This is a genomic window from Xanthomonas sp. LMG 12459, assembly GCF_009192905.1.
In the GTDB taxonomy this organism is placed as follows: domain Bacteria; phylum Pseudomonadota; class Gammaproteobacteria; order Xanthomonadales; family Xanthomonadaceae; genus Xanthomonas_A; species Xanthomonas_A sontii.
In genome coordinates, this window is the sequence record NZ_NSGT01000021.1 from 1 (window position 1) to 24036 (window position 24036).

Below are 24036 nucleotides of genomic sequence, written 5' to 3' on the forward strand. Positions count from 1 at the left end.
GATCGAGTCCTTCACCTGGGCCGGAGCGACGTCCAGCCGGTTGCGCTCCATCTGCAGCATCTGTTGCAGATCCTGGCGCCGGCGCACCAGCGCTTTGAGCTGCTTGAGCGCCGGCGGATCAGGGTGCCAACGGCGTAACTGCTCGCAGTGACGCAGGGCATAACTGGCGATCAGCTTGGCATCGCTGCGATCGGTCTTGACCCGGCTGAGTTGGCTGCGTGCGTACGCGGCCGTCTGCGCGGGGTTGAGCACGCACACCCGATAGCCGCGTGCGTGGAGGAACTCGGCCAGCGCCTGGTGGTAGGTGCCGGTGGCCTCCATGGCGATCCAGCTATCGGGCTGGGCATGCGTCTGCAGCCATGCCTGCAGGGCCTGGAAGCCCTTGGCATCGTTGGACAACTTGGCCTTGGTACGGTGCTTGCCATTGGTCAGATCGATGGCTACATCGAAACTGCGTTTGGCGACGTCGATGCCGATGACGGCAGACATACGCGATTCCTCCATCGTGTCAGGATCATGATCGGCGCTGGGCCCGGTCCTGCCTTGTCGATGCGAGTTCACGCCCGGGGGCGGACTCTGGATACCGTTCGGACACACAAGGGCCAGCATGTGGAGGGCGGAGCCGATCTACGATGCAAGCTCGAAGCTTTAGGAGCGACTGGACCTCCCACACCTCCTCCGATGATCAGTCGGAAGACATGACGCCTGTTTAGGGGCGACATGTCCAGATACAAGGAGCGGCTTCAGCCGCGACAGGCGACGCCGGACAACAAGGACATCGATAACCTCTCCCGCTCGGTCACCAGCTACCTAGCCTGCACAACAGCAGCGTCAGCTAGTCCAAGCACAGCCAGATGGCCCCGAGCGCAGCGCGCCGTTACACCAGCGCCGCGTCGATCGCCGCGCGCAGGCGCGGATCCTCGGCGGTGACATCCGGGGCGAAGCGCGCGCGGACCTGGCCGTCGCGGCCGACCAGGAACTTCTCGAAATTCCACAGCACGCCCGGCGCCGGATTCGGCTCGATGCCGTAGCCGGCCAGCTTCTCGCGCATCGGGCCCTCGCCCTCGGTCTGCGGCTGCGCGGCGATCAGCGCGCGGTACAGCGGATGCGTGTCCTCGCCGGTAACCGCGATCTTGGAGAACATCGGGAAGGTCACGTCGTAGGTGAGCTGGCAGAACTGCTGGATCTCCGCCTCGCTGCCCGGCTCCTGGCCCTTGAAGTCGTTGGCCGGGAAACCGAGCACTTCCAGGCCGGCGGCCTGCTTCTCGCGGTACAGCGCTTCCAGGCCCGCGTACTGCGCGGTGAGGCCGCACTTGGAGGCGACGTTGACGATCAGCAACACCTTGCCCTCGAACGTGGCGAGGGTGGCCGGCTGGCCATCGATGCGGGTCAGCGGAATGGCGGTCAACGACTCGGACATGGGGCATTACCTCGATCGAAAGGGAGCGCCAGCATAGTCGCTGCCGGTGCGGCATGCGCAGTGCCGTGACCGCGTGACTCAGCGCACCGACAGCTAGCCTGTGCAGGCACGTAACACCCGCTTTTGCTGCGGATCATGTGATCCCACAGGAGCGGCTTCAGCCGCGACGGCCGTGTCCACAAAACCTGCTCGCGACTGCCGCAGAAGGAACAAGAGCCGCCGCTACACATGTGCCTCTCGTCGTGATCGGCAGCGCGCGTATCGGCCAGCGGGCGAGCAGGCGAGCGGCCTGGAGACGACAACGCATCCGCGATGTCGAATCGCATCGACACTGCAGGCAAGACCAGGACACCCGCATGCTGCGCCATCTGTACAGCGCGCGCGTACGAAGCGGCCGCGCTGGCCCGTCCAGGTCGCGGCGCTGCATCCAACATGGCGCGTGCTGGTCGCACGCCATCTCGCGTCGACGTAACCGCCACGGTGCCTTGCCATCCCGACTCGCCGCACCGCCGCCGCGGGCACCGCAAGCCCTCACTCCCGGTCGTCGCCTGCCGCCTCGTCCGCTTCGGCATCGTCCAGCGGCAACGACAGTTCCAGCAGCGGCGCGGCCTGCGCGTCGGCCAGGGTCTCGACGCCGCGCAGGCGGCGTTCGATGGTGCGGGTCTTGCGGCTGGCCTCGCCCAGGCTCTTGCCGACGGTGCTGATCTGCTTCTCGGCCTTTTCCAGGATGCCGGCGAACTTGCCGAACTCGCTCTTCACCGCCGCCAGCACACCCCACACTTCGCTGGAGCGCTTTTCGATGGCGAGGGTGCGGAAGCCCATCTGCAGGCTGTTGAGCAGGGCGGTGATCGTGGTCGGGCCGGCGACGACGATGCGGTGCTCGCGCTGCAGCAGGTCGGCCAGGCCGGGGCGGCGCAGGGTCTCGGCGTACAGGCCCTCGGTGGGCAGGAACATCACCGCGAAGTCGGTGGTGTGCGGCGGGGCGATGTACTTGTCGCCGATCGACTTGGCCTGCACCCGGATCGCGCGCTCCAGTTGCACGCCCATCGCCTGCACCAGTTCCGGATCGCCCTGCTCCTGCGCGTCGAGCAGGCGCTCGTAGTCCTCGCGCGGGAACTTGGCGTCGATCGGCAGCCACACCGGCGTGTCCTCGTGGCCGCGGCCGGGCAGGCGCACCGCGAAGTCGACCATCTCGTTGCGCTCCGGGCGCACCCGCACGCCGCGTGCGTACTGTTCCTGGGTCAAGGTCTGCTCGAGGATGTTCTCCAGCTGCACCTCGCCCCAGCCGCCGCGGTTCTTGACGTTGCTCAGCACGCGCTTGAGATCGCCGACGCCGGTGGCCAGCTGCTGCATCTCGCCCAGGCCGCGCTGGACCTGCTCGAGCCGTTCGGAGACCAGCTTGAACGAGGCATCCAGGCGCGTGTTGAGGGTGGTCTGCAGCTTTTCGTCGACGGTGCCGCGCATCTGCTCAAGCTTGGCCGCGTTGTCGGCCTGCAGTTCCTTCAACCGCTCCTCCAGGGTGGCGCGCATCTCGCCCATCCGCTGCTCGTTGCGCTGGACCAGGTCGCCCAGGCGCTGGCCGAGCGTGTCGGCGAAGCGCTGCTGCGCGTCCGCGCCTTCTTGGCGGCCCTTGCGCGCATCCTCGATCAGGGCCTCGCGCAACGCACCCAGCTGCGCGTCGATGCGCGCGATCAGTTCGGCCTGCTGCTGGCCGAACTGGGCCATGCGTGCGTCCTGCTGCTGGCCGAAGGCGTCGAGCTGGCCGCGGATCTCGACCAGGCGCTGGCTCAGCAGCTCGGCCATGCGCTGCTGTGCGGCGCCGGCCTCGACCCGGCCGCGCCGTGCGTCCTCGGTCAGGGCTTCGCGCAGCAGGTCCAGGCGTTGGTCGGTGCGGGTGGAAAGATCCGCCAGGTGGCGGGCGAAGCCTTCGCTGCGCGCGTCCTGCTGGCGGGCCAGGCTGTCGAGCTGCTCGCGCAGTTCGCCGCGGCCGCCGCGCTGCTCCTCGCGCAGGGCCGCCTCCAGCGCGGCGTGGTTGCCCCGCCGCAGCAACACGGCCAGCAACAGGGCGATGACGGCGCACAACAGGCCGGCGAGGATCAGGAAATGGGCATCGTTCTGCATGCGGTCAGTGTAGCCGGCCGCGTCTCAATCGCTGCGCCACGCGCCGGCACGCGGAGGAGAGCGGATATACCTTGGTATCGCCGCCATGGCCTCATGCAGGCTGGTGCACGCCTGAGCCGCATGCCAAGCTTTGCGCCACCCGCTCCTGGCCCGGCCAGTGGGCGGTACCGCGGCATCCGACCGCGCCAGACCATCGCGCTCCGCGCGATCCGTTCCCCTGATACCGGAGGCGAGCATGGACCCCGATCCGCATCGACGCGGCATCAGCGCCGCATTCCCCCGCCGTTCCCCTCGCCTGGTCGCTGCCCGGCGCTGAGCCGGAAGACGCACGCCGCGCACACGCTGCGACGTCCTTGCCGGCCACGCGCCGCAAGGAGGTCGTCATGTTCCTGTTCTCGCTGTTCTCCCGCCGTTTCCGCCTGCAGCGCGGCCTGCAGCGCGCGCTGCGCGCCGCGGTCGCCATGCGCCGCACCGAGGCGCTGCGCCATCTGCTCGCCGCCCATGGCGCCCGCGCCTTCGCGCTGGCGCTTTCCGCGCAGTCGCCGCGGGTGATGGCCGATGCGCTGTCGCTGCTGTCCGTCGCCGACCGCATCCGGGTCCGCGCGCGCTTGCCGCATGCGGCGCAGCGGCGCCTGCACGACGCCGGGGCGAACGCCCCGGCCGCGCACTGGCTGCATGCCGCGCTGGCGTGGTGGCCCGGGGTGCGCTGAGCCGCGCGCGCCTGCCGCCGCGGTATCGGATGCCATCTTGCCCCTGCATCATGCGTTCACTCCTTTCCCGGAGCCGCCATGACCGCTCCCCCCACCTACTGGAACGCGCCCTGATGGAAGCCCTGCGTCTGTTCAATCTCGGCTCGCTGCTCGACACCCTGGTGAGCCTCACCGCCGCCTTCGTGCTCGGCGCGATCATCGGCTTCGAGCGCCAGGTGCGCCAGCGCACCGCCGGGCTGCGCACCAACACCCTGGTCGCGGTCGGCGCGGCGATCTTCGTCTCGCTCGGCGACCGCCTGTTCGAGATCCACGGCGGCACCCAGGGCGCGGTGCAGGTGGTGGCCTACGTGGTCTCGGGCATCGGCTTCCTCGGCGCCGGCGCGATCATGAAGGAAGGCGCCAACGTCACCGGGCTCAATACCGCGGCGACGTTGTGGGGGTCGGGCGCGGTCGGCGCCTGCGCCGGTGCCGGGCTGGTCGCCGAGGCGGTGTTGGCAGCCATGTTCGTGCTGCTCAGCAATACCCTGCTGCGGCCGATGGTGAACCGGATCAACCGGCATCCGCTGAAGGAGTCCTCGCTGGAAGCCACCTACATGTTCTATGCGATCTGTGCGCGCGAGGTGCACGGCGACGTGCGCGAGCGGCTGATCGAACTGCTGGAGGAGGCGCACTATCCGGCGCGCGAGGTCGAGCAGCATCCGTTCGGGCAGAAGGACGTGGAGATCGCCGCCACCCTGTACGCCACCGCGGTGCGTGCCGAGGAACTGGATGCGGTGGTGCAGCGCCTGGAGGGCGAACCGGGTGTACAACAGGCGTTCTGGAACGCCGGCGCCGAAGCCTGAGCCAGTCATGCCTATCCCCGTCACTCCCACGCCACGCCGCCGATGATCGCCTGGTTCAAGCCGCTGCCGCCGCACCGCCGCCTGCTCGGCCTGGCCGCGCTGGGCCTGGCGCTGGGTGCGATCTTCGTCGCCGACACGGTCACCGACTACGCGGTGGCGGCGGCGCTGTTCTACACCGTGGCGATCCTCGGCGCGGTGCGCTTGCTGGCCCCGGCCGGGCTGGGCGTGCTGGCGGGCATCTGCGTGGTGCTGGTCGTGCTCAGCTTCCATCTCACGCATGCCGGGGCCTACCACGTCGGCGTGATCAACTCGGCGATCAGCATCGTGGTGGTGGCGGTCACCGCCTCCATCGCGGTGCGCATGGAGCGGGCCAAGGCCGCCGCGCACGCGGCGCAGGCGCAGTTGCTGCGGCTGGCGCGGGTACGCAGCCTGGGCAGCCTGACCGCGTCGATCGCGCACGAGGTCAACCAGCCGCTGGCGGCCATCGTCACCAGCGGCAACGCCTGCCAGCGCTGGCTCGACCAGCAGCCGCCGAACCTGGACAAGGCGCGCGCGGCGCTGGCGCGCATCCTCGCCGACGCCGAGCGTGCCGGCGAGGTGATCGCGCGGGTGCGCAGCCTGACCCGGGGCGAGGCGCCGCAGCAGCGCGCCTTCGACCTCAATGCCGCGGTGGCCGAGGTACTGGCGCTGTCGCAGGGCGAACTGGAACGCAGCGCGGTCAGCGTGCACACCGAACTGTCGGCGCTGCTGCCGCCGGTGTCGGCCGACCCGGTGCAGATCCAGCAGGTGATCGGCAACCTGCTGCTCAATGCGATCGAGGCGATGGCCGCCACGCCGCCGGCGCAGCGTGCGCTGCGCATCGTCACCGAGCGCGAGGACGCGCGTTCGGTGCGGCTGAGCGTGGCCGACAGCGGCGAAGGCCTGTCCGCGCAGGCACAGGCGCATCTGTTCGATGCGTTCTGGACCACCAAGCAGGGCGGCATCGGCATCGGCCTGAGCATCAGCCGCAGCATCGTCGAGGCCGGCGGCGGGCGCATCTGGGCCGAACCCGGGCGGCCGCGCGGCGCGGTGTTCTGCGTGTGCCTGCCCACCGCCGGCGGAGCCACGCCATGAATGAGGCGACCGCACGCCCGGTGGTGTACCTGATCGACGACGACGCCTCGATCCGCGCCGCGCTGGAAGACCTGTTCGCCTCGGTGGACCTGCAGGTGCACGCCTTCGCCTCGACCCGCGACTTCCTGGCGCATCCGCGCGCCGACGCGCCGAGCTGCCTGGTGCTGGACATCCGCATGCCCGGGCAGAGCGGCATGGACTTCCACCGCAACATGCACGAGGCCGGGCTGGCGCTGCCGACCATCTTCATCACCGGCCACGGCGACATCCCGATGAGCGTGGAAGCGATGAAGAACGGCGCGATCGAGTTCCTGACCAAGCCGTTCCGCGACCAGGACCTGCTCGACGCGATCGGCCAGGGCATCGCCCGCGACCGCGCGCGCCGCGCCGCCGATGCGGCGCAGGCGGAACTGCAGGCGCGCTGGGCGCGGCTCAGCGCCGGCGAACGCGAGGTGGTGGAGCTGGTGGTGCAGGGCCTGTTGAACAAGCAGGTGGCGGCGCGGCTGCAGCTCAGCGAGATCACGGTGAAGGTGCGCCGCGGCAATGCGATGCGCAAGCTGGAGGTCGGTTCGCTGGCCGAGCTTGTGCGGCTGGCGGAGCGGCTGGGGCGGTAGGTCGGTTGCGAGAACCCACGATTGCCGGGCACGGCGGAACAGGTCCTGACGCACCGGTATTCCGTAGAAGCGGCTTCAGCCGCGACGGGCTTTCCCGATGACGTCCGTCGCGGCTGAAGCCGCTGCTACGAGACAGAGAGAGAGAGCGGTCTCCGCTCGATAAAGCCGGACTTGCGCTTCGCATCGACCTCCACAAGCGCCGTGCCATACCGCGCCGCGGGCATAGCTTTGCTGCACTGCATTCGGCGACACTGCCGGGCTTGTCACTTCCGCACCCGAGGTCCGCATGTCGTTCCTGTTCCGGCGCAAGTCGCTCGACCTGGTCACCGTCCACGAGGCCGGCCGCCGGCTGGTGCCCTCGCTGAGCTGGCCGCATCTGGTGGCGCTGGGCATCGGCGCGATCGTCGGCACCGGCATCTACACCTTGATCGGCGTCGGCGCACAGCTGGCCGGGCCGGCAGTGCTGGTGTCGTTCGCGGTGGCCGGGGCGATCTGCGCCTGCGCGGCGCTGGCCTACGCGGAGATGGCGACGATGATGCCGGCCGCCGGCAGCGCCTACACCTACAGCTACGTCGCGCTGGGCGAAGCGATCGCCTGGGTGGTGGGCTGGAGCCTGATCCTGGAGTACTCGCTGGTGGTCAGCACGGTGGCGGTGGGCTGGTCCGGCTACTTCGTCGGCTTCCTGCACTGGGCCAGTGCGCAGGCCGGCATGGACCTGAACCTGCCGGCGGCGCTGACCGCGGGGCCGCATGCCGGCGGCATCGTCAACCTGCCGGCGGTGCTGATCACCTTCGCCGTGGCCGGCCTGCTGATGGCCGGCACCAAGGAGAGCGCCACGCTCAACGCGGTGCTGGTGGTGCTGAAGCTGATCGCCCTGGGCATCTTCGTGGCGGTGGCGCTGCCGGCGTTCCAGAGCGCCAACCTGCACCCGTTCATGCCCTACGGTTTCCCCAAGACGGTCGGCGCCGACGGCGTCGCGCACGGGGTCATGGCGGCGGCGGCGATCATCTTCTTCGCCTTCTACGGCTTCGATGCGATTTCCACCGCCGCCGAGGAAACCAAGAATCCCAAGCGCGACCTGGCGATCGGCATCGTCGGTTCGATGATCGGCTGCACCCTGATCTACATCCTGGTGGCGCTGGCCGCGGTCGGCGCGATGCGCTACGACGTGTTCGGCGCCAGCGCCGAGCCGCTGGCGCTGATCCTGCGCGAACTCGGCCACGGCAAGGCGGCGGCGGCGATCGGCGTGGTCGCGGTGATCGCGCTGCCCACCGTGCTGCTGGCCTTCCTGTACGGGCAGAGCCGGATCTTCTTCGTGATGTCGCGCGACGGCCTGCTGCCGCGCGGGCTGTCCAAGGTCAACGCGCGTACCGGCACCCCGGTGGCGACCACGCTGTTCACCGCGGTGCTGGTGGCGGCGCTGGCCGGCGTGGCGCGGCTGGACGAGATCGCCGCGCTGGCCAATGCCGGCACCCTGGCCGCCTTCATCGCCGTGGCCGCGTGCATGCTGGTCCTGCGCCGCCGCGAACCCGGCCGCGCCCGCACCTTCCGCACGCCGCTGGCGTGGCTGGTCGGGCCGCTGGCGATCGGCGGCTGCCTGTACCTGTTCTGGAGCCTGCCGGATACCACGAAGATCTGGTTCGGGCTGTGGAACGCGCTGGGCGTGGTCGCCTACCTGCTGTACGGCCGCCGCAACAGCCTGCTGCAGCGCGCGCCGCAGACGCCGCGATGAGCCCGGCGTTCCAGGCAGCGCTGGCACGGCACATCGGCAGCGCCTACGCCCGCCAGCTGGCGCTGGCCGACGTGCTGGCCGAGCGTCGCTGGCAAATGGACCTGGGCGAAGGCCAGGTGTACTTCGGCGAGGACCTGCAGTTCCCGATTCAATTGCTGGGCACGGCCGCAGAAGCCAGCGCCAGCTGGCTGTGGGCCTGGGCCAACACCGCCAGCAACCTGCCACCGGCCCTGCTGGCCGATGCCAATGCGCTACGTGCGCACGGCGAGCGCGAAGGTATCGCCGAACTGGCCGCGCCGTCTTCGGCGCTGGGCGAGGACGGCGGCCACCAGATCGCCCTGCTCGCCGGTGCCCTGCGCGGGCGCTGCTACTACCGCGCGCCGTACGACGGCGGCGCGCTGTTCTTCCTGCTCGAGGACGTACCGGCCGCGGTCTTCGCGCCGTGCGACGACGCCCGCGTGCTGCGCCTGCTCGGCGAATTGCCGATGCAGTTCGAACTCGACCACCGGGCCATGACCGACGGCTTCCTGGCCGATCAGGGCTATGCCCTGCAGCGCGACGCCGCGCAGACCGTGGCGACGCGCGGCAACACCCGCATCGTCCTGGCATTCGATGCGCAGGCGCGGCTGACCGGCATTCAGGGCCAGCTGGCCCCGGCGCAGGCCGCGGCGGTCACGCCGAAGCCGGCACCGGTCTGGCAGTTCTGGAAGCGCAAGCGTTGAGCGCGGCGGCGGCGTGTCGCACCTGCGCGCCGCCGTGCCCGACGCTTACCACCAACGCAGGCCTTCGAACGGGTTCCAGCTGACGCTGCCCTTGCGCTGGTCCAGGTAGTAGGCGTAGTTGGCGGCCATGCCGACCAGCAGCGAGTAGGCGATGCCCAGGCCGCGGCCGATCGCCTCGGGGAGGAACGCCGCGACCACAGCCAGCGCCAGCCAGATGCCGATCAGCCCCAGCGCCTTACGCCACATGCCGAGGATGAAGAAGTAGATGAAGCCGAAGAACAGGGCGAAGAAGTTCATGTTGATCTTCAACCGTTCCATGAACGGCAGTGCCTTGAACGCGGCCTTGTACTCGGGCGTGGACGGGGCGCCGTAACGGTCGAAGAAGTCGAAGCGGAACTGCCACTTCGGGCTGAGCGGCGCACGTTGCGGGAGATTTGGGGTTTCCATGGCGTTAGAATCCGTGTTGTAAACGTTTTCAGTTTACCTGAACGGGGCAGCGCGCGCCAAATGGGCGCGGCTGCCGCACCAGTTTGGTGCGGGCCTGGAGAGTTGGGATTGGGGATTCGGGATTGGTCGCAGCGGGCGGGCGCCGACGTCAGGCCTGGCTTGGGGACGGGCTTCCCTGCCAGCATTGCGGAGACCGACAGTCGTCGCGTCGGGACTGAAGTCCCTCCCACAGGGCTTGCCTGCACGTGGCGCATCCGCTGCGACATACCCATATGTGGGAGCGGCTTCAGCCGCGACGCGCGGGGCAGCCGCCTCGCGGGGTCTGCGGTAACCACCGGTCATCGGGTCCGGACTGAAATCCCTCCCACAAGGCTTGCCTGCACGTGGCGCATCCGCTGGCGACATACCCACGTGTGGGAGCGGCTTCAGCCGCGACGCGCGAGGCAGCCGCCTCGCGGGGTCCTGCGGTAACCACCGGTCATCGGGTCCGGACTGAAATCCCCCCACAAGGCTTGCCTGCGCGTGGCGCATCCGCTGGCGACATACCCACATGTGGGAGCGGCTTCAGCCGCGACGCGCGGGGCAGCCACCTCGCGGGGCCCTGCGGTAACCACCGGTCATCGGGTCCGGACTGAAATCCCACCCACAAGGCTTGCCTGCGTGTGGCGCATCCGCTGGCGACATACCCACATGTGGGAGCGGCTTCAGCCGCGACGCGCGGGGCAACCGCCTCGCGGGGTCCTGCGGCAATCACCGGTCACCGCGTCGGGACTGAAGTCCCTCCCACACAGGACTCCCAACGCTGCGGCTTGCAGCGCCAAGCCGAGCCGACAGTGAGACCGCTATTGCGCCCGGGAGCCGCCGAGGCGCTGGCCCAGGGCGATCGCCGCGGCCACGTTGCGCGCGGACTGGCGCAGGGCGTCCGCAGCGTCGGCCAGCGCGGCCTCGCGCGTGGACACGCGCTGCACAGCGCCGAACAGCGCGTCGATCCCCTGCGCCTGCAGATCCGCCGCGCCCTCGCCCAGACCGCCGGCGATGGCCAGCACCGGCACGCCGTGGCGCCGGGCGATGCGGGCGAGGCCGACCGGCACCTTGCCCTGCGCACTCTGCCCGTCCAGGCGGCCTTCGCCGGTGACCAGCAGATCGGCGCCGGCCAGGTGCGCTTCCAGCCCCAGCGCCTGCGCGACGATCTCCACGCCCGGCCGCAGCCGCGCGCCGAGGAAGGCGAGCAGGGCCGCGCCGATACCGCCGCCCGCGCCGGCGCCGGGCAGTTGCGCCACTGCCACGCCCAAGGTGCGTTCGATCGCCTCGGCGTAGTGCCGCAACCCGGCATCGAGCTGCGCGACCATCGCCGGCGTGGCGCCCTTCTGCGGCCCGAACACCGCCGAGGCGCCGCTCGGCCCGGTCAGCGGGTTGTCGACATCGCAGGCGACTTCGATCGTGCACTCGCGCAGTCGCGGGTCCAGCCCGTCCAGATCGATGCGCGCCAGCGCGCCCAGCGCCGCGCCGCCGGCGGCCAGGTCGCAGCCGTGCGCGTCCAGCAGGCGCACGCCCAGGGCCTGCGCCATGCCGGCGCCGCCGTCGTTGCTGGCGCTGCCGCCGATGCCGATCAGCAGCCGGCGCGCACCGGCATCCAGCGCGGCCAGGATCAGTTCGCCGACGCCGCGGGTGCCGGTCAGGCATGGATCGCGCTGTTGCGGCGGCACCAGCATCAGCCCGCTGGCCGCGGCCATCTCGATCAGGGCGGTGCCGCCGTCCTTGCTCAGGCCGAACTGCGCGGCGACCGGCGCGCCCAGCGGCCCGGTCACCGTGCAGGCGACCCGGCGCCCACCGCCAGCGGCGACCAGCGCGTCCACCGTGCCCTCGCCGCCGTCGGCGAACGGCAGCAGCACGTACTGCGCGGCCGGGAACACGCTGCGGAAGCCGGCCGCGATCTGCGCGGCCGCCTCCGCCGCGGACAGGCTTTCCTTGAACGCGTCCGGGGCGATGACGATCTTCATGCAGCGGCGGCGTCGATCGCCGGCCGGCGCACCCGGATCAGGCCGTCACGCAGGCATCGCCGCTCGGCCTTGCGCATGCGTGGCGCGCTAGTCCAGCACGCGGCAGAACACCGCCTTGAGGTAGCGCGATTCCTGCACGTGGGCCATGAACGGGTGGTCGGCGCCGGCGCCGGCCACCTTCAGGATCTGGATGGTGCGGCCGGAGAAATAGGCGGCGCGGCGCAGCATGTCCAGGAACTCGTGCTCGGCGACCAGGCCGGTGCAGGAGAAGGTGGCGAACAGGCCGCCCGGAGCGACCACGCCCAGCGCCAGCTTGTTCATGTCCAGATACTTCTTCAGCGCCGGGATCACCTGGTCGCGGTCGCGGGTCATCTTGGCCGGGTCCAGGATCACCACGTCGTACTGGTCGCCGCGGGCAGCGGCATCGCGCAGGTACGGGAAGATGTCGGCCTGCACGAACTTGGGCCGCACGTCGTTGAGGCGAGCGTTGCCCTTGGCGATCTCGATCACGTCCTCGTCGATGTCCACGCCGACCACCTCGGTGGCGCCGCGGACCTTGGCGTAGACCGCGAAGCCGCCGGTGTTGCAGCACAGGTCGAGCACGCGCTTTCCCTCCACCTGCTGGCTCAGCCACTGGCGGTTCTCGCGCTGGTCGGCGAAGAAGCCGGTCTTGTGCGCGCCAGCCGGATCGGCGCGGAAGCGCACGCCGTATTCGCTGATGATCGCCGGCTCCGGGCGCTCGCCGCTGCTGGACACCGGCCGGTAGTCGAAGCTCTCCTGCTTCTGCACGTGCTCCTCGGCGAAGCTGTAGAAGCGCGCGCCGGGGAACTGCGCGCGCAGCGCGGCGTAGATCCACTCGCGGTGGCGGAACATGCCGGCGCTGAAGAACTCCACCACCAGCAGGTCGCCGTAGCGGTCCACCACCAGGCCGGACAGGCCGTCGCCCTCGGCATGCACCACGCGCCAGGCATCGCTGACCGCGTCCAGCTTGAGCACGTCACGGCGCAGCGACACCGCCTCGGCGATCTTGCGCGCGAACCAGGACTCATCGACCGCGATGTCGGGGTGGGTCTCGAGGATGCGCACGGCGATGCGCGAGTGGCCGTTGTAGAAGCCGCGGCCGATCCAGTCGCCGTCCACCCCGACCACGTCCACCAGCGCGCCCGGCTTGGGCCTGGCGGCGGGTTTTTCGACCAGTTTCTGGAAGATCCAAGGATGGCTGGAGCGCCAGGCGTTCTTGAGACGGACTACGGGCAGGGGACTATTCATGAACGCCATTGTAGCCGCCCCGATTGACGGCACCGCCGGCAGCCGCAAGAATGCGCGCAGAAGGGGAGTAGCTCCCGACGTTGTCGCCGTCAATTCGAGCCTGCGGGCTCCGGTGCAACGGCAACCGGTCCGCCGGTTGCGAGCGAGACCTTCGCCGCAGTGGCGAAGGCACCCTCTGGACGACATCCGTCGTCTCCGTCCGGAACGCCTCCGCCACCGCGGCCCCGAGGTTCCCTGTTCACTGACGGAAAATTCCCAATGGAAACGATAGGCAACGTGTGGTTGTGGGGCGGTTTCGCGATCGTGGTGGTCGTGGCGCTGCTGGCGGACCTGGTGCTGATGCGCCACGGCGGTCCGCACAAGGTCACCTTCAAGGAAGCGCTGTGGTGGAGCATCGGCTGGATCGCGCTGGCGCTGGCGTTCAATGCGGGCCTGTGGTGGTACCTGCGCGAGACCATCGACGTGGCCACCGGCAACCGCCTCGGCCTTGAGTTCCTGACCGGCTACCTGGTCGAGAAGTCGCTGGCGGTCGACAACATCTTCGTGTTCCTGATGATTATGAGCTACTTCGCGGTGCCGGAGGAGCAGCGCCAGCGCGTGCTGGTGATCGGCGTGCTCGGCGCGATCGTGCTGCGCGCGGTGATGATCTTCGCCGGCTCGGTGCTGCTGACCAAGTTCCACTGGCTGCTGTACGTGTTCGGCGCGTTCCTGCTGCTGACCGGCATCAAGATGTGGTTCTCGGCGGGCAAGGAGCCGGACCTGGAGGCCAACCCGGTGCTGCGCTTCATGCGCAAGCATCTGCGCCTGACGCCGCAGTACCACGGCAACGCGCTGAGCGTGACCCAGGAAGGCAAGCGCTGGTTCACTCCGCTGTTCGCGGTGCTGATGCTGATCGCGATCACCGACGTGATCTTCGCGGTGGACAGCATTCCGGCGATCTTCGCGATCACCACCGACCCGTTCATCGTGCTGACCTCCAACGTGTTCGCGGTGCTGGGCCTGCGCGCGATGTTCTTCCTGCTGGCGGGCATGGCCGACCGCTTCCACCTGCTGCCCTACGGCCTGGCGATCGTGCTGGTGTTCATCGGCACCAAGATGCTGATCATCGACCTGTACAAGATCCCGGTACTGGTGTCGCTGCTGGCGGTGGCGGTGGTGATCGGCGCCACCGTGGTGCTGAGCCTGCTGCGCCCGGCCAAGCCGGCGCACTGACACGGCGCGGGCGCCGCGGCCGCGGATTGTCCCGCGGCCGCGGCCAGTCCCTCCCATCGGCGGCGCCTTGCCTTGGACGCCCGGCGCCGCCATCCAGGGAGCATGGACACCTCTTCGCTCCCCTCGCCCACGCCCGAGCCCGATGCGCAGGGCCGCTTCGACCGCGCGCGGATCCTGCGTGCGTTCAATGCCAGCCTGGCCTTCGTGGCGGTGCTGGTGGCGGTGTTCGCCAGCCAGGGCCTGTTCGACTGGCGGCCCTGGGCGGTCGCGCCGCACACGGCCGCCGGCCTGCTCGGCGTGCTGACCGCACCGCTGCTGCACGGCTCGCTCGAGCATCTGGGGGCCAACGCCGGCGCCCTGCTGATCCTGGGCACCCTGGCCGGCAGCGTGTATCCGCGCGCCACCCTGGCCGGGCTGCCCTTGCTGTGGCTGGGCTCGGGCCTGGGCGCCTGGTGGCTGGGCGATCCCGGCAGCCATCACCTGGGCGCCAGCGGCGTCGCCCACGGCCTGCTGTTCCTGGTGTTCGTGCTGGCCTTGCTGCGCCGCGACCGCGCCGCGATCGCCGCCAGCATGATCGCCTTCCTGTTCTACGGCGGCATGCTGGTGACGGTGCTGCCGCACGAGGACGGGGTGTCCTGGCAATCGCACCTGGGCGGCGCGGTGGGCGGCGTGGTCGCCGCGCTGCTGCTGCGCCATCGCGATCCGCTGCCGCCACGCAAGCGCTACAGCTGGGAGGACGAGGAGGACACCGACGACCTCCTCGTCGCCGACGACGAACTGGAACCGCCGCCGCCGGCCCAGGTGCCGGTGCTGTGGCAGCCACCGCCGGCGCCGCCGCGCGGGGTCGTGCTGCGCTTCCCGCCGCGCGAGGAGCGTGACGGGGGCTGAGGCGGGAACGGTGCTTCCAGAAATACGCAAACCTGCTTCCGGAGGAGCGGGTTCAGCCACGACGGGCCTTCCCGGTCACGCCCGTCGCGGCTGAAGCCGCTCCTCTCCGCAGTCGCGCGCCGCGGCATGCCGCCTCGGGCGACCCGTCGCTGCATCGCACCGTACACTGACCGATCCGCCGTCGCTGTCCGAGTCCGCATGCCCGTGTCGCCCGCCTGTCGTGTCCGTTCCGTCGCCGTGGTGCTGGCGCTCGCCCTGGCCGCCTGCAGCGGTCCCGCGCTGCGTGCACCGGCGCCTGCGCCTGCGCCGGCCAAGGCGGTGGGCTATCTGCCGGCCGCGGCGGTGCCGGACAGCCTGCAGCTGCTGCCGGCGCCGCCGGCGGCCGACTCGCCGGGTGAGGCGTTGGACCTGGCGATCAACCGCGAGGCGCTGGCCCTGCGCGGCAGCGCGCGCTGGCAGCAGGCCGCACGCGATGCCGATCTGAGCTTCCCGAACGGCGCCGGCCAGTTCGCCTGCGCGCTGGGCGTGGCGATCGATGCGCAGCACACCCCGCATCTGTACACCTTGCTGGAGCGCAGCCGCATCGACGCCAGTGCCGCCACCAAGGCGGCCAAGCGCCGGTACCAGCGCGCGCGGCCGTTCCTGCGCAACGCGCAGGCGGTGTGCACCCCGGGCGATCTCGACGACCTGCGCCAGAGCGGCTCCTATCCGTCGGGACACAGCGCCATCGGCTGGGCCTGGGCGCTGATCCTGAGCGAGATCGCGCCCGAACGCGCCACTGCGCTGATCGCGCGCGGCCGCAACTACGGCGAGAGCCGGCTGGTGTGCAACGTGCACTGGCAGAGCGACGTGCTCGCCGGCCGCTTCATGGGCGCGGCCACGGTGGCGCGGCTGCACGACGACCCGACCTTCAGCGCCGATCTGGCCGCGGCGCGCGGCGAGATCGCCGCCGCCCGCGCGGCCGGGCGGATGCCGGCAGGCGACTGCACCGCGGAGAACGCGGTTCTGCAGGTGCGCCCAGCCAGCGCGCTGTAAGACGCCCACCGCGCGCGGCCACACGACGGCCACGCGCACGGCGGCCGACACCTCACGCGTCGAGCGCGTCCTCCACCGCCACGGCCGGCGACGCCGCCGCGGTGTCTTCCGCAAGCCGCGACACCTGCGCCGGTCTGGCTGCGGGCGCCGGCGCGGCCAGGCGGAACAGCGCGACCGACTGGCTCAGTTGCCCGGCCTCCTCTTCCATGGCGCGCGCAGAGGCCGTGGCTTCTTCGACCAGCGCCGCGTTCTGCTGGGTGGCTTGGTCCATCTGCGCCACGGTGGTGTTGACCTGTTCGATGCCGGCCGACTGCTCGCGCGAGGCCGCCGAGATCTCGCCCATGATGTCGGTGACGCGCTGCACCGAGGCCACGATCTCCTGCATGGTGGTGCCGGCCTGGCCGACCAGGGCCGAGCCATCGGCCACGCGCTCCACCGACTCGTCGATCAGGCCCTTGATCTCCTTGGCCGCATTGGCCGAGCGCTGGGCCAGCGTCCGCACCTCGCTGGCGACGACCGCGAAGCCGCGGCCCTGTTCGCCGGCACGCGCGGCTTCCACCGCGGCGTTGAGCGCGAGGATATTGGTCTGGAAGGCGATGCCGTCGATCACGCCGATGATGTCGCCGATGCGCCGCGACGAGGAGGCGATGCCCTCCATCGTGCTCACCACCTGTCCGACCACGTTGCCGCCCTGCACGGCGACCGCGGCAGCGCCGGCGGCCAGGCGGTTGGCCTGCTGTGCGTACTCGGCGTTCTGCTTGACCGTGGAGGTCAGCTCTTCCATCGACGCGGCGGTTTCTTCCAGGCTTGCCGCCTGCTGCTCGGTGCGCCGCGACAGGTCGTCGTTGCCGGCGGCGATCTCGGCGGCGGCCGCATCGATCGCGGCCGACGAGTGCTGGATGCGGCCGACGATCTCTGTCAGACGCGCGACGGTGGCATTGGCGTCGTCGCGCATCCGCGCGAACACGCCTTCGAACTCGCCGTGCATGCGCCCGGTCAGGTCGCCGCTGGCCACCGCCTGCAGCAGCGAGGAAAGCGCGTTGAGGTTGCGGTCGGCCGTGCTCATCAGCTGATTGAGGTCGACCAGGATCTGCCGGAAGTCGAAGTCGAAGGCGGCCTCGTCGCTGCGCGCGGTGAAGTCGCCGGCAGCCGCCGCCGCGGCCATCCGCTTGATTTCGCCATTGATCCGCAGCAGGTTGCGGCGCACGTCGTTGAGCGACTGGGTGATGACCGCGCGTTCGCCCGGCAACGCTTCCAGTTCCTGCGACAGATCGCCGCGCGCGTAGCGCTTGATCAGCTCGACCACGCGCAGGGTCACCGCGATGTGCCCCTCGACCAGCGCGTTGCCGGCCTGGACCATGCTGCCGAATTCGCCTGGGAACTCGCTGGCGACGATGCGGTGGCTGGTGACGCCGGCCTCGTGCTGCGCGCCCATCTCGGTCTGCGCCTGGATCACGCGGCGCAACTGGCGCTGCATGCTGTCCATGGCCTGCAGCAACTGGCCGACCTCGTCGCCGCTGTCGATGGCGATGGGGTTGTCCAGCTTGCCCTGCGACACCGCATGCGCGGTGCGGATGGCACGCCGCAACGGACGGGTGATGGCGCGCGCGACGATCCAGCCGAAGGCGATACAGGCCAGCGCGCCGAGCACGCCCACGATCAGGCCGCCGACACTGGCGGCGATCGAACTGTCCACGGCGTTCTGCACGGTGGCGCGGAAGCGCGCGTCGGCGCTGTGGTGCATCGCGTTGAGATGGGTACGGTAGCGCTCCAGCGACGGTGCCATCGCCTCCATCTGCACCGCATCCGGTTCGCGCTGCTGCGCGAAGGCCGCGGCCACCGCCGCCGCATGCGCGTAGTACTCGTCGAACTCCTTGCCCAGCCGCGCCAGTTCCCGGGCATTGCCCGGGTCGGTCTGCTGCAGCTTCTGGTAGGACGCGTGGATCTGCGACGCGATCGGCGCGGTCGCCTTGAGCATGTCCATGTCGCCGGCCGCCGCCGCGCCGTTCAGTCCATTGATGATCTTGTCCAGCGCGGCGACGTTGCGCGTCATGGTGTCCAGCACCGGGAAGTGCACGTCGCGGATCGCCTCCAGATGCCCGTTGTTGCGCTGGAACACCACGGTGCTGAAACCGATGTAGCCCAGCAGGCACAGGATCGACACCGCCGCCGGCAGCAGGATCTTCCAGAACAACGGCAGGGAAAGCAGACGTCTCATCATGGAGGCTCTCCGGAGGCAATTAGGGCTTGAAGACGACCTTGACGCTCGCATCCTGCGTGCCGGCATCGATGTAGCCGATCGCGCCGGGCGAGGCGGCGACCGCCTTCTTGACCGCATCGTCGCCGGCCACGTGCTTGGGACGCTGCGCCTTGCCGGTGAACATCAGCTGCGACCAGTACGACTTCAGCTGCGCGGCATCGCGGCCGGTGACCTTCTTGTAGAACTCCTCGCGCGCCTTGGCGCCCTCGTCCTGGTCGATCGGCGTGGCCTGCGCGCCGCCCGGCAGGCTGTTGGACTTGGCCAGGAAGATCTGCGACACCTGGTCCTTGCTCAGGCTGTCCACCGGGCTCTTGGACGACATCACCACCACCACCTCGGCCTGCGCGGCGGTGCAGAACAGCAGAGCCAGCGCCGCAGCGCCGGCAATCTTGTAAGCATTCATGGTGTCGTCCTCAGAACACGAAATCGAAGGAGGCCGACAGCAGGTTGTAGCTGCCGCCAGGACGGAAACCCGGCTGGATGTTGCCGAGGCTGCCGTACGAGCCGGCGTTGTTGACGATGTGGCTGGCCTGGAACTTGAAGGCCACGTTCTCGTACACGTCCCAGCGCAGCGAGGCGGTGTAGCTGTGGCGGCCGTTCTCGGCGAGCGCGACGGCGCGGGTCATCAGCCCCAGCGGATCGGCGCCCGGCGCGATCACCGGTGCCTTCTTGTCGACGTTGGCGTAGGTCAGCGACGGGGTCAGCGCGCCGAAGCGCGCACCGGCGCTCACGTAGCCGGAGGTGGTCTTGCCGTTGAGCGAAGGCGAGTAGTCGGCGCGGATGACTTCGGCGCGCGCGAACCACGGACCCGGATCGTAGCTGTAGCCGGCGCTGGCGAAGCTGCCGGCGACGCCGACGGTGTCCAGGCGTTCGGCCAGAGCCGGGTTGATCCGGCGGTACAGACCGAACAGGCGGTCCAGATCGTCAGTGCGGTAGTCGGCATTGCCCTTGATGTAGGCCACGCGGTAGGTGGAAGCGCCCTGGTCCAGCACCAGCGACAGGCCGCGCATCGCGTGCACTTCGGCCTTCTTGGAATCGATGCGGCCGTAGAAGCCCTGCACGCTGAGCACGCTCTGGCCGACATTGCGCGTGTACACGCCTTCCACGCCGTCCATCGCCATCAGGTAGTTGTAGACCTCGTAGGGCGGACGCACCCACGGCGTGGCGTAGCCGACGCGCTGGTACTCGGACAGCATGTACAGCGGCGCGGTGATCCGGCCGACACGCACCGCGAAGTCCGGCGCGAACTGGTACTTGACGTGGGCCAGGGTGACCTTCGGCGCATACGAGGCGCGCTCGGCGTACTCGCTGGTGACCTGCAGCACGCCGCTGAACTTGTCGGTAAAGGTGGCGTTGACCTGGCCGGCGATGCGCGAGTCCGGACGCGGCGAGGTCCGCTGGCTGGCGCCGGCGCCTTCGGTGGTCTGCAGGTCGGGCGTGAAGTCGGCACGGTCCTCGGTGGAGTGCACCAGGCCCAGGGTGCCGAAGCCGCTGAAGGACAGCTCGGGGCCGTCCTGGGCCTGGACATTGCCGGCAGAGGCGAGTGCCAGCGCACCGCTCAACAGTAAATCCTTGAATTTCATTGAATTTCCCCAGTTACATGGCGGGTTGGCGATGGCCGACGATCCGACCGCACCCATCCCCGTGGATGCGGCCCGTGACGGCAGTGAGCCGATAGCGGCGTTCGCGCCGCGTTCTTGAGCGCTGTCATGGTTTTTACGACGAACGGTTCGCAGAACCCGTGCCGCGGTGTCTCCTGGCGGCCGGCCAGCGGTGGCAGCCGCCACCCTGCCGTTGGACAGATGTCGGCCGTCGCGGCGGCCCGCTAGACTCGCCGCCATGACCCGCCAAGGACCTGCACCCATGACCCAGTGGTACTTCCTGACCGGCAGCGAACAGACCCGCTCCGGCCCGTTCGACGATGCCGATGCAGTCACCTTCGCCCGCAACAACCCCACGGCACTGGCCTGGAGCCAGGGCCAGAACGGCTGGCTGCCGGTGGCGCAGATCGCGGCCCTGCAGGGTGGCGCGACGTTCCTGCCGCCGGGCCTGCCGCCGCCGCCGGCCGCAGGCGGCCGCGCCGACGAGATCGACTTCCGCATCGTCGGCCACGAAATGCAGTTCGTGGAGATCGAGCTGGACCCCGGCGAGAGCGCGGTGGCCGAGGCCGGCGCCCTGATGTTCAAGGACGCGGCGGTGCAGATGGACACCGTGTTCGGCGACGGTTCCGGCGCCAACCAGGGCGGGCTGATGGGCAAGCTGCTGTCGGCCGGCAAGCGCCTGGTCACCGGCGAGAGCCTGTTCACCACGGTGTTCACCCACCAGGGCCAGGGCAAGGCCAAGGTCGCCTTCGCCGCGCCCTATCCCGGCACGGTGCTGGCGATGAAGCTGGACCAGCACGGCGGCCGCCTGATCTGCCAGAAGGACAGCTTCCTGGCCGGCGCGCGCGGCGTGTCGCTGGGGATCCATTTCCAGCGCAAGATCATGACCGGCCTGTTCGGCGGCGAAGGTTTCATCATGCAGAAGCTGGAGGGCGACGGCTGGGTGTTCGTGCATGCCGGCGGCTGCGTGATCGAGCGCGAGCTGGCCGCCGGCGAGCGGCTGGACGTGGACACCGGCTGCGTGGTCGCCTTCCACGCCTCGGTGGACATGGACGTGCGCCCGGTCAGCGGCATCAAGAGCATGTTCTTCGGCGGCGAAGGCATGTTCCTGGCCACCCTCACCGGACCCGGCAAGGTCTGGCTGCAGTCGCTGCCGTTCTCGCGCCTGGCCGGACGCATGTTCGCCGCCGCGCCGCAGGGCGGCGGGCAGAACCGCGGCGAAGGCTCGGTGCTGGGCGGCTTCGGCCGCATCCTCGACGGCGACAACAACTTCTAAAGCCGCGCATCAGCCCCTCTCCCGCCGGGAGAGGGGTTGGGGTGAGGGTACGGCGCGCAGCGTCTCGCAGAATGCGTAGTACAAGCCTCCACACCCTCACCCAAGCACGCGCACACCCCACGCCATGACCTCCAGTCGTGGGCGGTGCAGGAGGATGCGGCTATCCTCGCGCCGGCTCCTCCCTTCTTCTTCCTTCCGCGACGCATCCATGACCGTGTTCCGCTCCCCGCGCCTGCTGCTGTCCCTGTCCCTGTTCGGCCTGCTTGCCGCCTGCGGCGGCGAACCCAAGCCGGCGCCGCCGGCCCCGGTGGTGAGCGGACCGGCACCGGTGCCCACGCCGGCGGCCCAGCCGCTGCGCATCGGCATTGCCCTGGGCGGCGGTGCGGCCAAGGGCTTCGCCCACATCGGCGTGATCAAGATGCTGCAGGCCAATGGCCTGGAGCCGACGGTGGTGTCCGGCACCAGCGCCGGCAGCGTGGTCGGCGCGCTGTACGCCAGCGGCATGGACGCGTTCCAGATGCAGCAGGCGGCGGTGGCGCTGGACGAGAGCAGCATCCGCGACATGCGCCTGTTCTCCGGCGGCCTGGTGCAGGGCCAGGCGCTGCAGGACTACGTCAACGCCCAGCTCAAGGGCAAGCCGATCGAAAAGCTGGCCAAGCCGTTCGCCGCGGTCGCCACCCGGCTGGAAGACGGCGAGCGCACCGTGTTCGTGCGCGGCAATGCCGGCCAGGCGGTGCGCGCGTCCAGCAGCATCCCCGGCGTGTTCGAACCGGTGACCATCGGCAAGTTCCATTACGTGGACGGCGGCGTGGTCAGCCCGGTGCCGGTGGACGCGGCGCGCCAGCTCGGCGCCGACTTCGTCATCGCCGTGGACATCTCCAGCAAGGCCAGCGGCAAGAACCCGGGCAGCATGCTCGGCACCGTCAACCAGTCGATCGCGATCATGGGCCAGCGCCTGGGCCAGCAGGAACTGGGCCGCGCCGACATCGTGATCCGGCCCAAGGTCAACGACATCGGCGCGGCCGACTTCGCCCAGCGCAACGCCGCGATCCTGGAAGGCGAAAAGGCCGCGCTGGCAGCGATGCCGCAGATCAAGGCCAAGCTGGCGCAACTGCAGCAGCAGCGCGCGGCCGCCGCAGCCGCGGCGGCAAAGGCCGCGCAACCGGCGGCGCCGCCGTGCGAGCCGCAGTCGCGACTGGGCCGCCTGCTGCGCCGCGACGATCCCTGCAAGCCGAAAGACTGAGCATTCGCTCCCCTCTCCCGCCGGGAGAGGGGCCGGGGGTGAGGGTAAGCACACCAGTCACATTTGCAGAACCGCGCGCGCCGCTGTGACGCCTGGCGTGAGACGCACAGCAGTCGCATCCAGCATGCGCACTGCGGACATGACCACAGGTCCCGCAGGCGTCGCGTCACTCAGATCCGCGGCACCGCACTCTGCCGCTGCGCGTCCTGCTGGTGGACATCCTGATGCAGGGCGACCTGCTGCGCCTGGACCAACGCCTGCTGGCGATCGAACTCGGCAAGCCGCTCGAAGGACTGCGCTACCGGCGTGCGGATCGCCTCTTCGGTGGACATGTGCGCGCGCAGGTGCGCCGGATCCTTCGGATCGCCCTGCACGACAAACACCAGCTCGCCCGGCTGCGCCGTGCGCCCGCGCTCGCTCAACAGCACGTGATCCACTCGCTGCAGACCGTTGCGTGCGGCCAGGTCGGTGACGCTGGCCGCCATGCAGACGCTGTCCGCATCGGGGCTGCGCCCCAACTGCCGATCCAGCGCCTGGGTGCCGGCGGCGCACTGCTGGTACAGCGCATGACGCGGATGGCCTGGCTCGCTGGGATCGGACGTGCGCGCGGCCTGCGCGGTCGCCGGACCAACCCGCACCGGATCGGCTTCGGCCAGCGTCTGCGGGCTGCGCAGGATCGGCTGGTGGCGGTACTGATCCTCGGGATGGAACTGCTCGCGTAACTGCTGGCGCTCCAGTCGCAGTGCACGCGTATCGTCGAGCTCGCGCAGCTGCTGCGGGTCGCGCACCGGCTGGGCGATGGTCTGCTCGCCGCCATCGACCCAGTTGGTCCATTTGCCGGTCCGCGCATCGCGCTCGTAGTAGACGCTCCGATCGCCGATCCGCTCCGGATCGGCGATCGGCCGCGCTTCGTGCGCGAGCGCCCGCGCAGCGGTCATGCGCCCGATATAGGACATCGCATCCAGCTGCGCGTCGTCGTACTTGCGCACGTCGTTCATGGTGAAACCGGCGCGGCTCAAGCCGAGTGCGGAATTGTCGAGCATCATCGACCAGACTTTCTCCGCTTCGGGCTCGCCACCATGGCGGCGCGCGGCGTCGAGCAGTTCGCGCGGCGTCCAGCCATTGGGGTTGATGTGATGCTTCTGGAAGGTCGCGTCATGGACGGCTTCGACGTCCTTGACTGGAAGATTCAGAGCCTGCGCGGGTTGACCATTGTCGAAGTAGCTTCGCCGACTCTCGAAGTCGCTCTTCATCAAATCAATGCCGAATTTGTTCCACTGCCGTTCGCTCATCGCGACGCCGTCACGACGGGCCTGGCTCTCGGCGAACGCGTTTGCCGTGGCACCTGGTGCGTTATCGTTGCGGACGACACCGAGCGCGAGCAACCCGTAGCCGTCGTTGCCTTGCTTGTTTGCGAGGTAGTTCCAATAAAGCTCTCGATTTCCCTGTTCGGCGTAGTAACCGAGAACTGCGATATCGCCCTTGTCCAGACCACTCATTCCCAGAGCTCCTTTGCCGTTTGCCTACAGAA

21 protein-coding genes are annotated in these 24036 nt (G+C 69.8%); 11 read left to right on the forward strand and 10 right to left on the reverse strand.

The window, feature by feature from the left end:
• The 3 genes from CEK65_RS04525 to rmuC all read right to left on the reverse strand — a co-directional run.
• On the reverse strand, positions 1-489 hold a 489-nt coding region (locus CEK65_RS04525), incomplete at its 3' end, for a transposase (RefSeq protein WP_152180914.1).
• Positions 490-877: 388 nt separating this feature from the next.
• Positions 878-1420 carry a glutathione peroxidase gene (locus CEK65_RS04530; RefSeq protein WP_152180915.1) on the reverse strand — a complete coding sequence of 181 codons (543 nt, stop codon included), beginning with the start codon at positions 1418-1420 and terminating at the stop codon, positions 878-880.
• 531 nt (positions 1421-1951) lie between these two features.
• Complete coding sequence (gene rmuC, locus CEK65_RS04535; protein WP_152180916.1) at positions 1952-3541, reverse strand: DNA recombination protein RmuC; 1590 nt, start codon at positions 3539-3541, stop codon at positions 1952-1954.
• A gap of 383 nt (positions 3542-3924) precedes the next feature.
• Between rmuC and CEK65_RS04540 the strand changes: the two genes are divergently transcribed.
• From CEK65_RS04540 to CEK65_RS04565, 6 genes are all read left to right on the forward strand, one after another.
• Positions 3925-4251: a hypothetical protein gene (locus tag CEK65_RS04540; protein ID WP_148827365.1), complete on the forward strand. Its 327-nt coding sequence runs from the start codon at positions 3925-3927 to the stop codon at positions 4249-4251.
• A 113-nt stretch (positions 4252-4364) separates the two neighbouring features.
• Positions 4365-5093 carry an MgtC/SapB family protein gene (locus CEK65_RS04545; protein WP_017912892.1) on the forward strand — a complete coding sequence of 243 codons (729 nt, stop codon included), beginning with the start codon at positions 4365-4367 and terminating at the stop codon, positions 5091-5093.
• A gap of 42 nt (positions 5094-5135) precedes the next feature.
• A complete protein-coding gene (locus tag CEK65_RS04550) occupies positions 5136-6206 on the forward strand; it encodes a sensor histidine kinase (protein ID WP_148827369.1) in 1071 nt (356 codons plus the stop codon).
• Positions 6203-6820, forward strand: a complete 618-nt coding sequence (locus CEK65_RS04555; protein WP_152180917.1) for a response regulator — start codon at positions 6203-6205, stop codon at positions 6818-6820. The genes CEK65_RS04550 and CEK65_RS04555 overlap by 4 nt, the downstream gene beginning before the upstream one ends.
• Positions 6821-7106: 286 nt before the next feature.
• Positions 7107-8552 (forward strand): amino acid permease, encoded by a 1446-nt coding sequence (locus CEK65_RS04560; protein WP_152180918.1) that lies wholly within the window; start codon positions 7107-7109, stop codon positions 8550-8552.
• A complete protein-coding gene (locus CEK65_RS04565) occupies positions 8549-9274 on the forward strand; it encodes a DUF6882 domain-containing protein (RefSeq protein WP_152180919.1) in 726 nt (241 codons plus the stop codon). The genes CEK65_RS04560 and CEK65_RS04565 overlap by 4 nt, the downstream gene beginning before the upstream one ends.
• 45 nt (positions 9275-9319) lie before the next feature.
• On the opposite strand, the gene CEK65_RS04570 is transcribed toward CEK65_RS04565, so the two are convergent.
• From CEK65_RS04570 to CEK65_RS04580, 3 genes are all read right to left on the reverse strand, one after another.
• A complete protein-coding gene (locus tag CEK65_RS04570) occupies positions 9320-9721 on the reverse strand; it encodes a DUF2628 domain-containing protein (protein ID WP_017909243.1) in 402 nt (133 codons plus the stop codon).
• An 842-nt stretch (positions 9722-10563) separates the two neighbouring features.
• Complete coding sequence (locus CEK65_RS04575; protein ID WP_152180920.1) at positions 10564-11721, reverse strand: glycerate kinase; 1158 nt, start codon at positions 11719-11721, stop codon at positions 10564-10566.
• An 87-nt stretch (positions 11722-11808) separates the two neighbouring features.
• Positions 11809-12990: a class I SAM-dependent rRNA methyltransferase gene (locus tag CEK65_RS04580; protein ID WP_152180921.1), complete on the reverse strand. Its 1182-nt coding sequence runs from the start codon at positions 12988-12990 to the stop codon at positions 11809-11811.
• A 258-nt stretch (positions 12991-13248) separates the two neighbouring features.
• Here CEK65_RS04580 and CEK65_RS04585 point away from each other — a divergent pair, with 258 nt between their 5' ends.
• From CEK65_RS04585 to CEK65_RS04595, 3 genes are all read left to right on the forward strand, one after another.
• The gene (locus tag CEK65_RS04585; protein WP_010343036.1) at positions 13249-14202 is read left to right on the forward strand and encodes a TerC family protein; all 954 of its coding nucleotides are present in this window, start codon (positions 13249-13251) and stop codon (positions 14200-14202) included.
• 102 nt (positions 14203-14304) lie between these two features.
• Positions 14305-15090 carry a rhomboid family intramembrane serine protease gene (locus tag CEK65_RS04590; protein ID WP_152180922.1) on the forward strand — a complete coding sequence of 262 codons (786 nt, stop codon included), beginning with the start codon at positions 14305-14307 and terminating at the stop codon, positions 15088-15090.
• Positions 15091-15288: 198 nt separating this feature from the next.
• Positions 15289-16125 (forward strand): phosphatase PAP2 family protein, encoded by an 837-nt coding sequence (locus tag CEK65_RS04595; protein WP_152180923.1) that lies wholly within the window; start codon positions 15289-15291, stop codon positions 16123-16125.
• 52 nt (positions 16126-16177) lie between these two features.
• Here the strand turns inward: CEK65_RS04595 and CEK65_RS04600 are convergent, their stop codons facing one another.
• From CEK65_RS04600 to CEK65_RS04610, 3 genes are read right to left on the reverse strand one after another with little or no spacing between them, the layout of a single operon-like run.
• Entirely contained in the window at positions 16178-18346 is a 2169-nt protein-coding gene (locus CEK65_RS04600; protein ID WP_152180924.1) for a methyl-accepting chemotaxis protein, read from the reverse strand.
• 19 nt (positions 18347-18365) lie between these two features.
• Complete coding sequence (locus CEK65_RS04605; protein WP_152180925.1) at positions 18366-18788, reverse strand: phosphate ABC transporter substrate-binding protein; 423 nt, start codon at positions 18786-18788, stop codon at positions 18366-18368.
• 10 nt (positions 18789-18798) lie between these two features.
• A complete protein-coding gene (locus CEK65_RS04610; protein ID WP_152180926.1) occupies positions 18799-19968 on the reverse strand; it encodes a hypothetical protein in 1170 nt (389 codons plus the stop codon).
• Between the two features lie 280 nt (positions 19969-20248).
• On the opposite strand from CEK65_RS04610, the gene CEK65_RS04615 reads away from it, so the two are divergent.
• Both CEK65_RS04615 and CEK65_RS04620 read left to right on the forward strand, forming a co-directional pair.
• Entirely contained in the window at positions 20249-21262 is a 1014-nt protein-coding gene (locus CEK65_RS04615; protein ID WP_152180927.1) for a TIGR00266 family protein, read from the forward strand.
• 208 nt (positions 21263-21470) lie between these two features.
• Positions 21471-22505 carry a patatin-like phospholipase family protein gene (locus CEK65_RS04620; RefSeq protein ID WP_152180928.1) on the forward strand — a complete coding sequence of 345 codons (1035 nt, stop codon included), beginning with the start codon at positions 21471-21473 and terminating at the stop codon, positions 22503-22505.
• Positions 22506-22675: 170 nt separating this feature from the next.
• Here CEK65_RS04620 and CEK65_RS04625 read toward each other — a convergent pair whose 3' ends face one another.
• Positions 22676-24004 (reverse strand): XVIPCD domain-containing protein, encoded by a 1329-nt coding sequence (locus tag CEK65_RS04625; RefSeq protein WP_226980473.1) that lies wholly within the window; start codon positions 24002-24004, stop codon positions 22676-22678.
• Between the last annotated feature and the right edge of the window lie 32 nt (positions 24005-24036).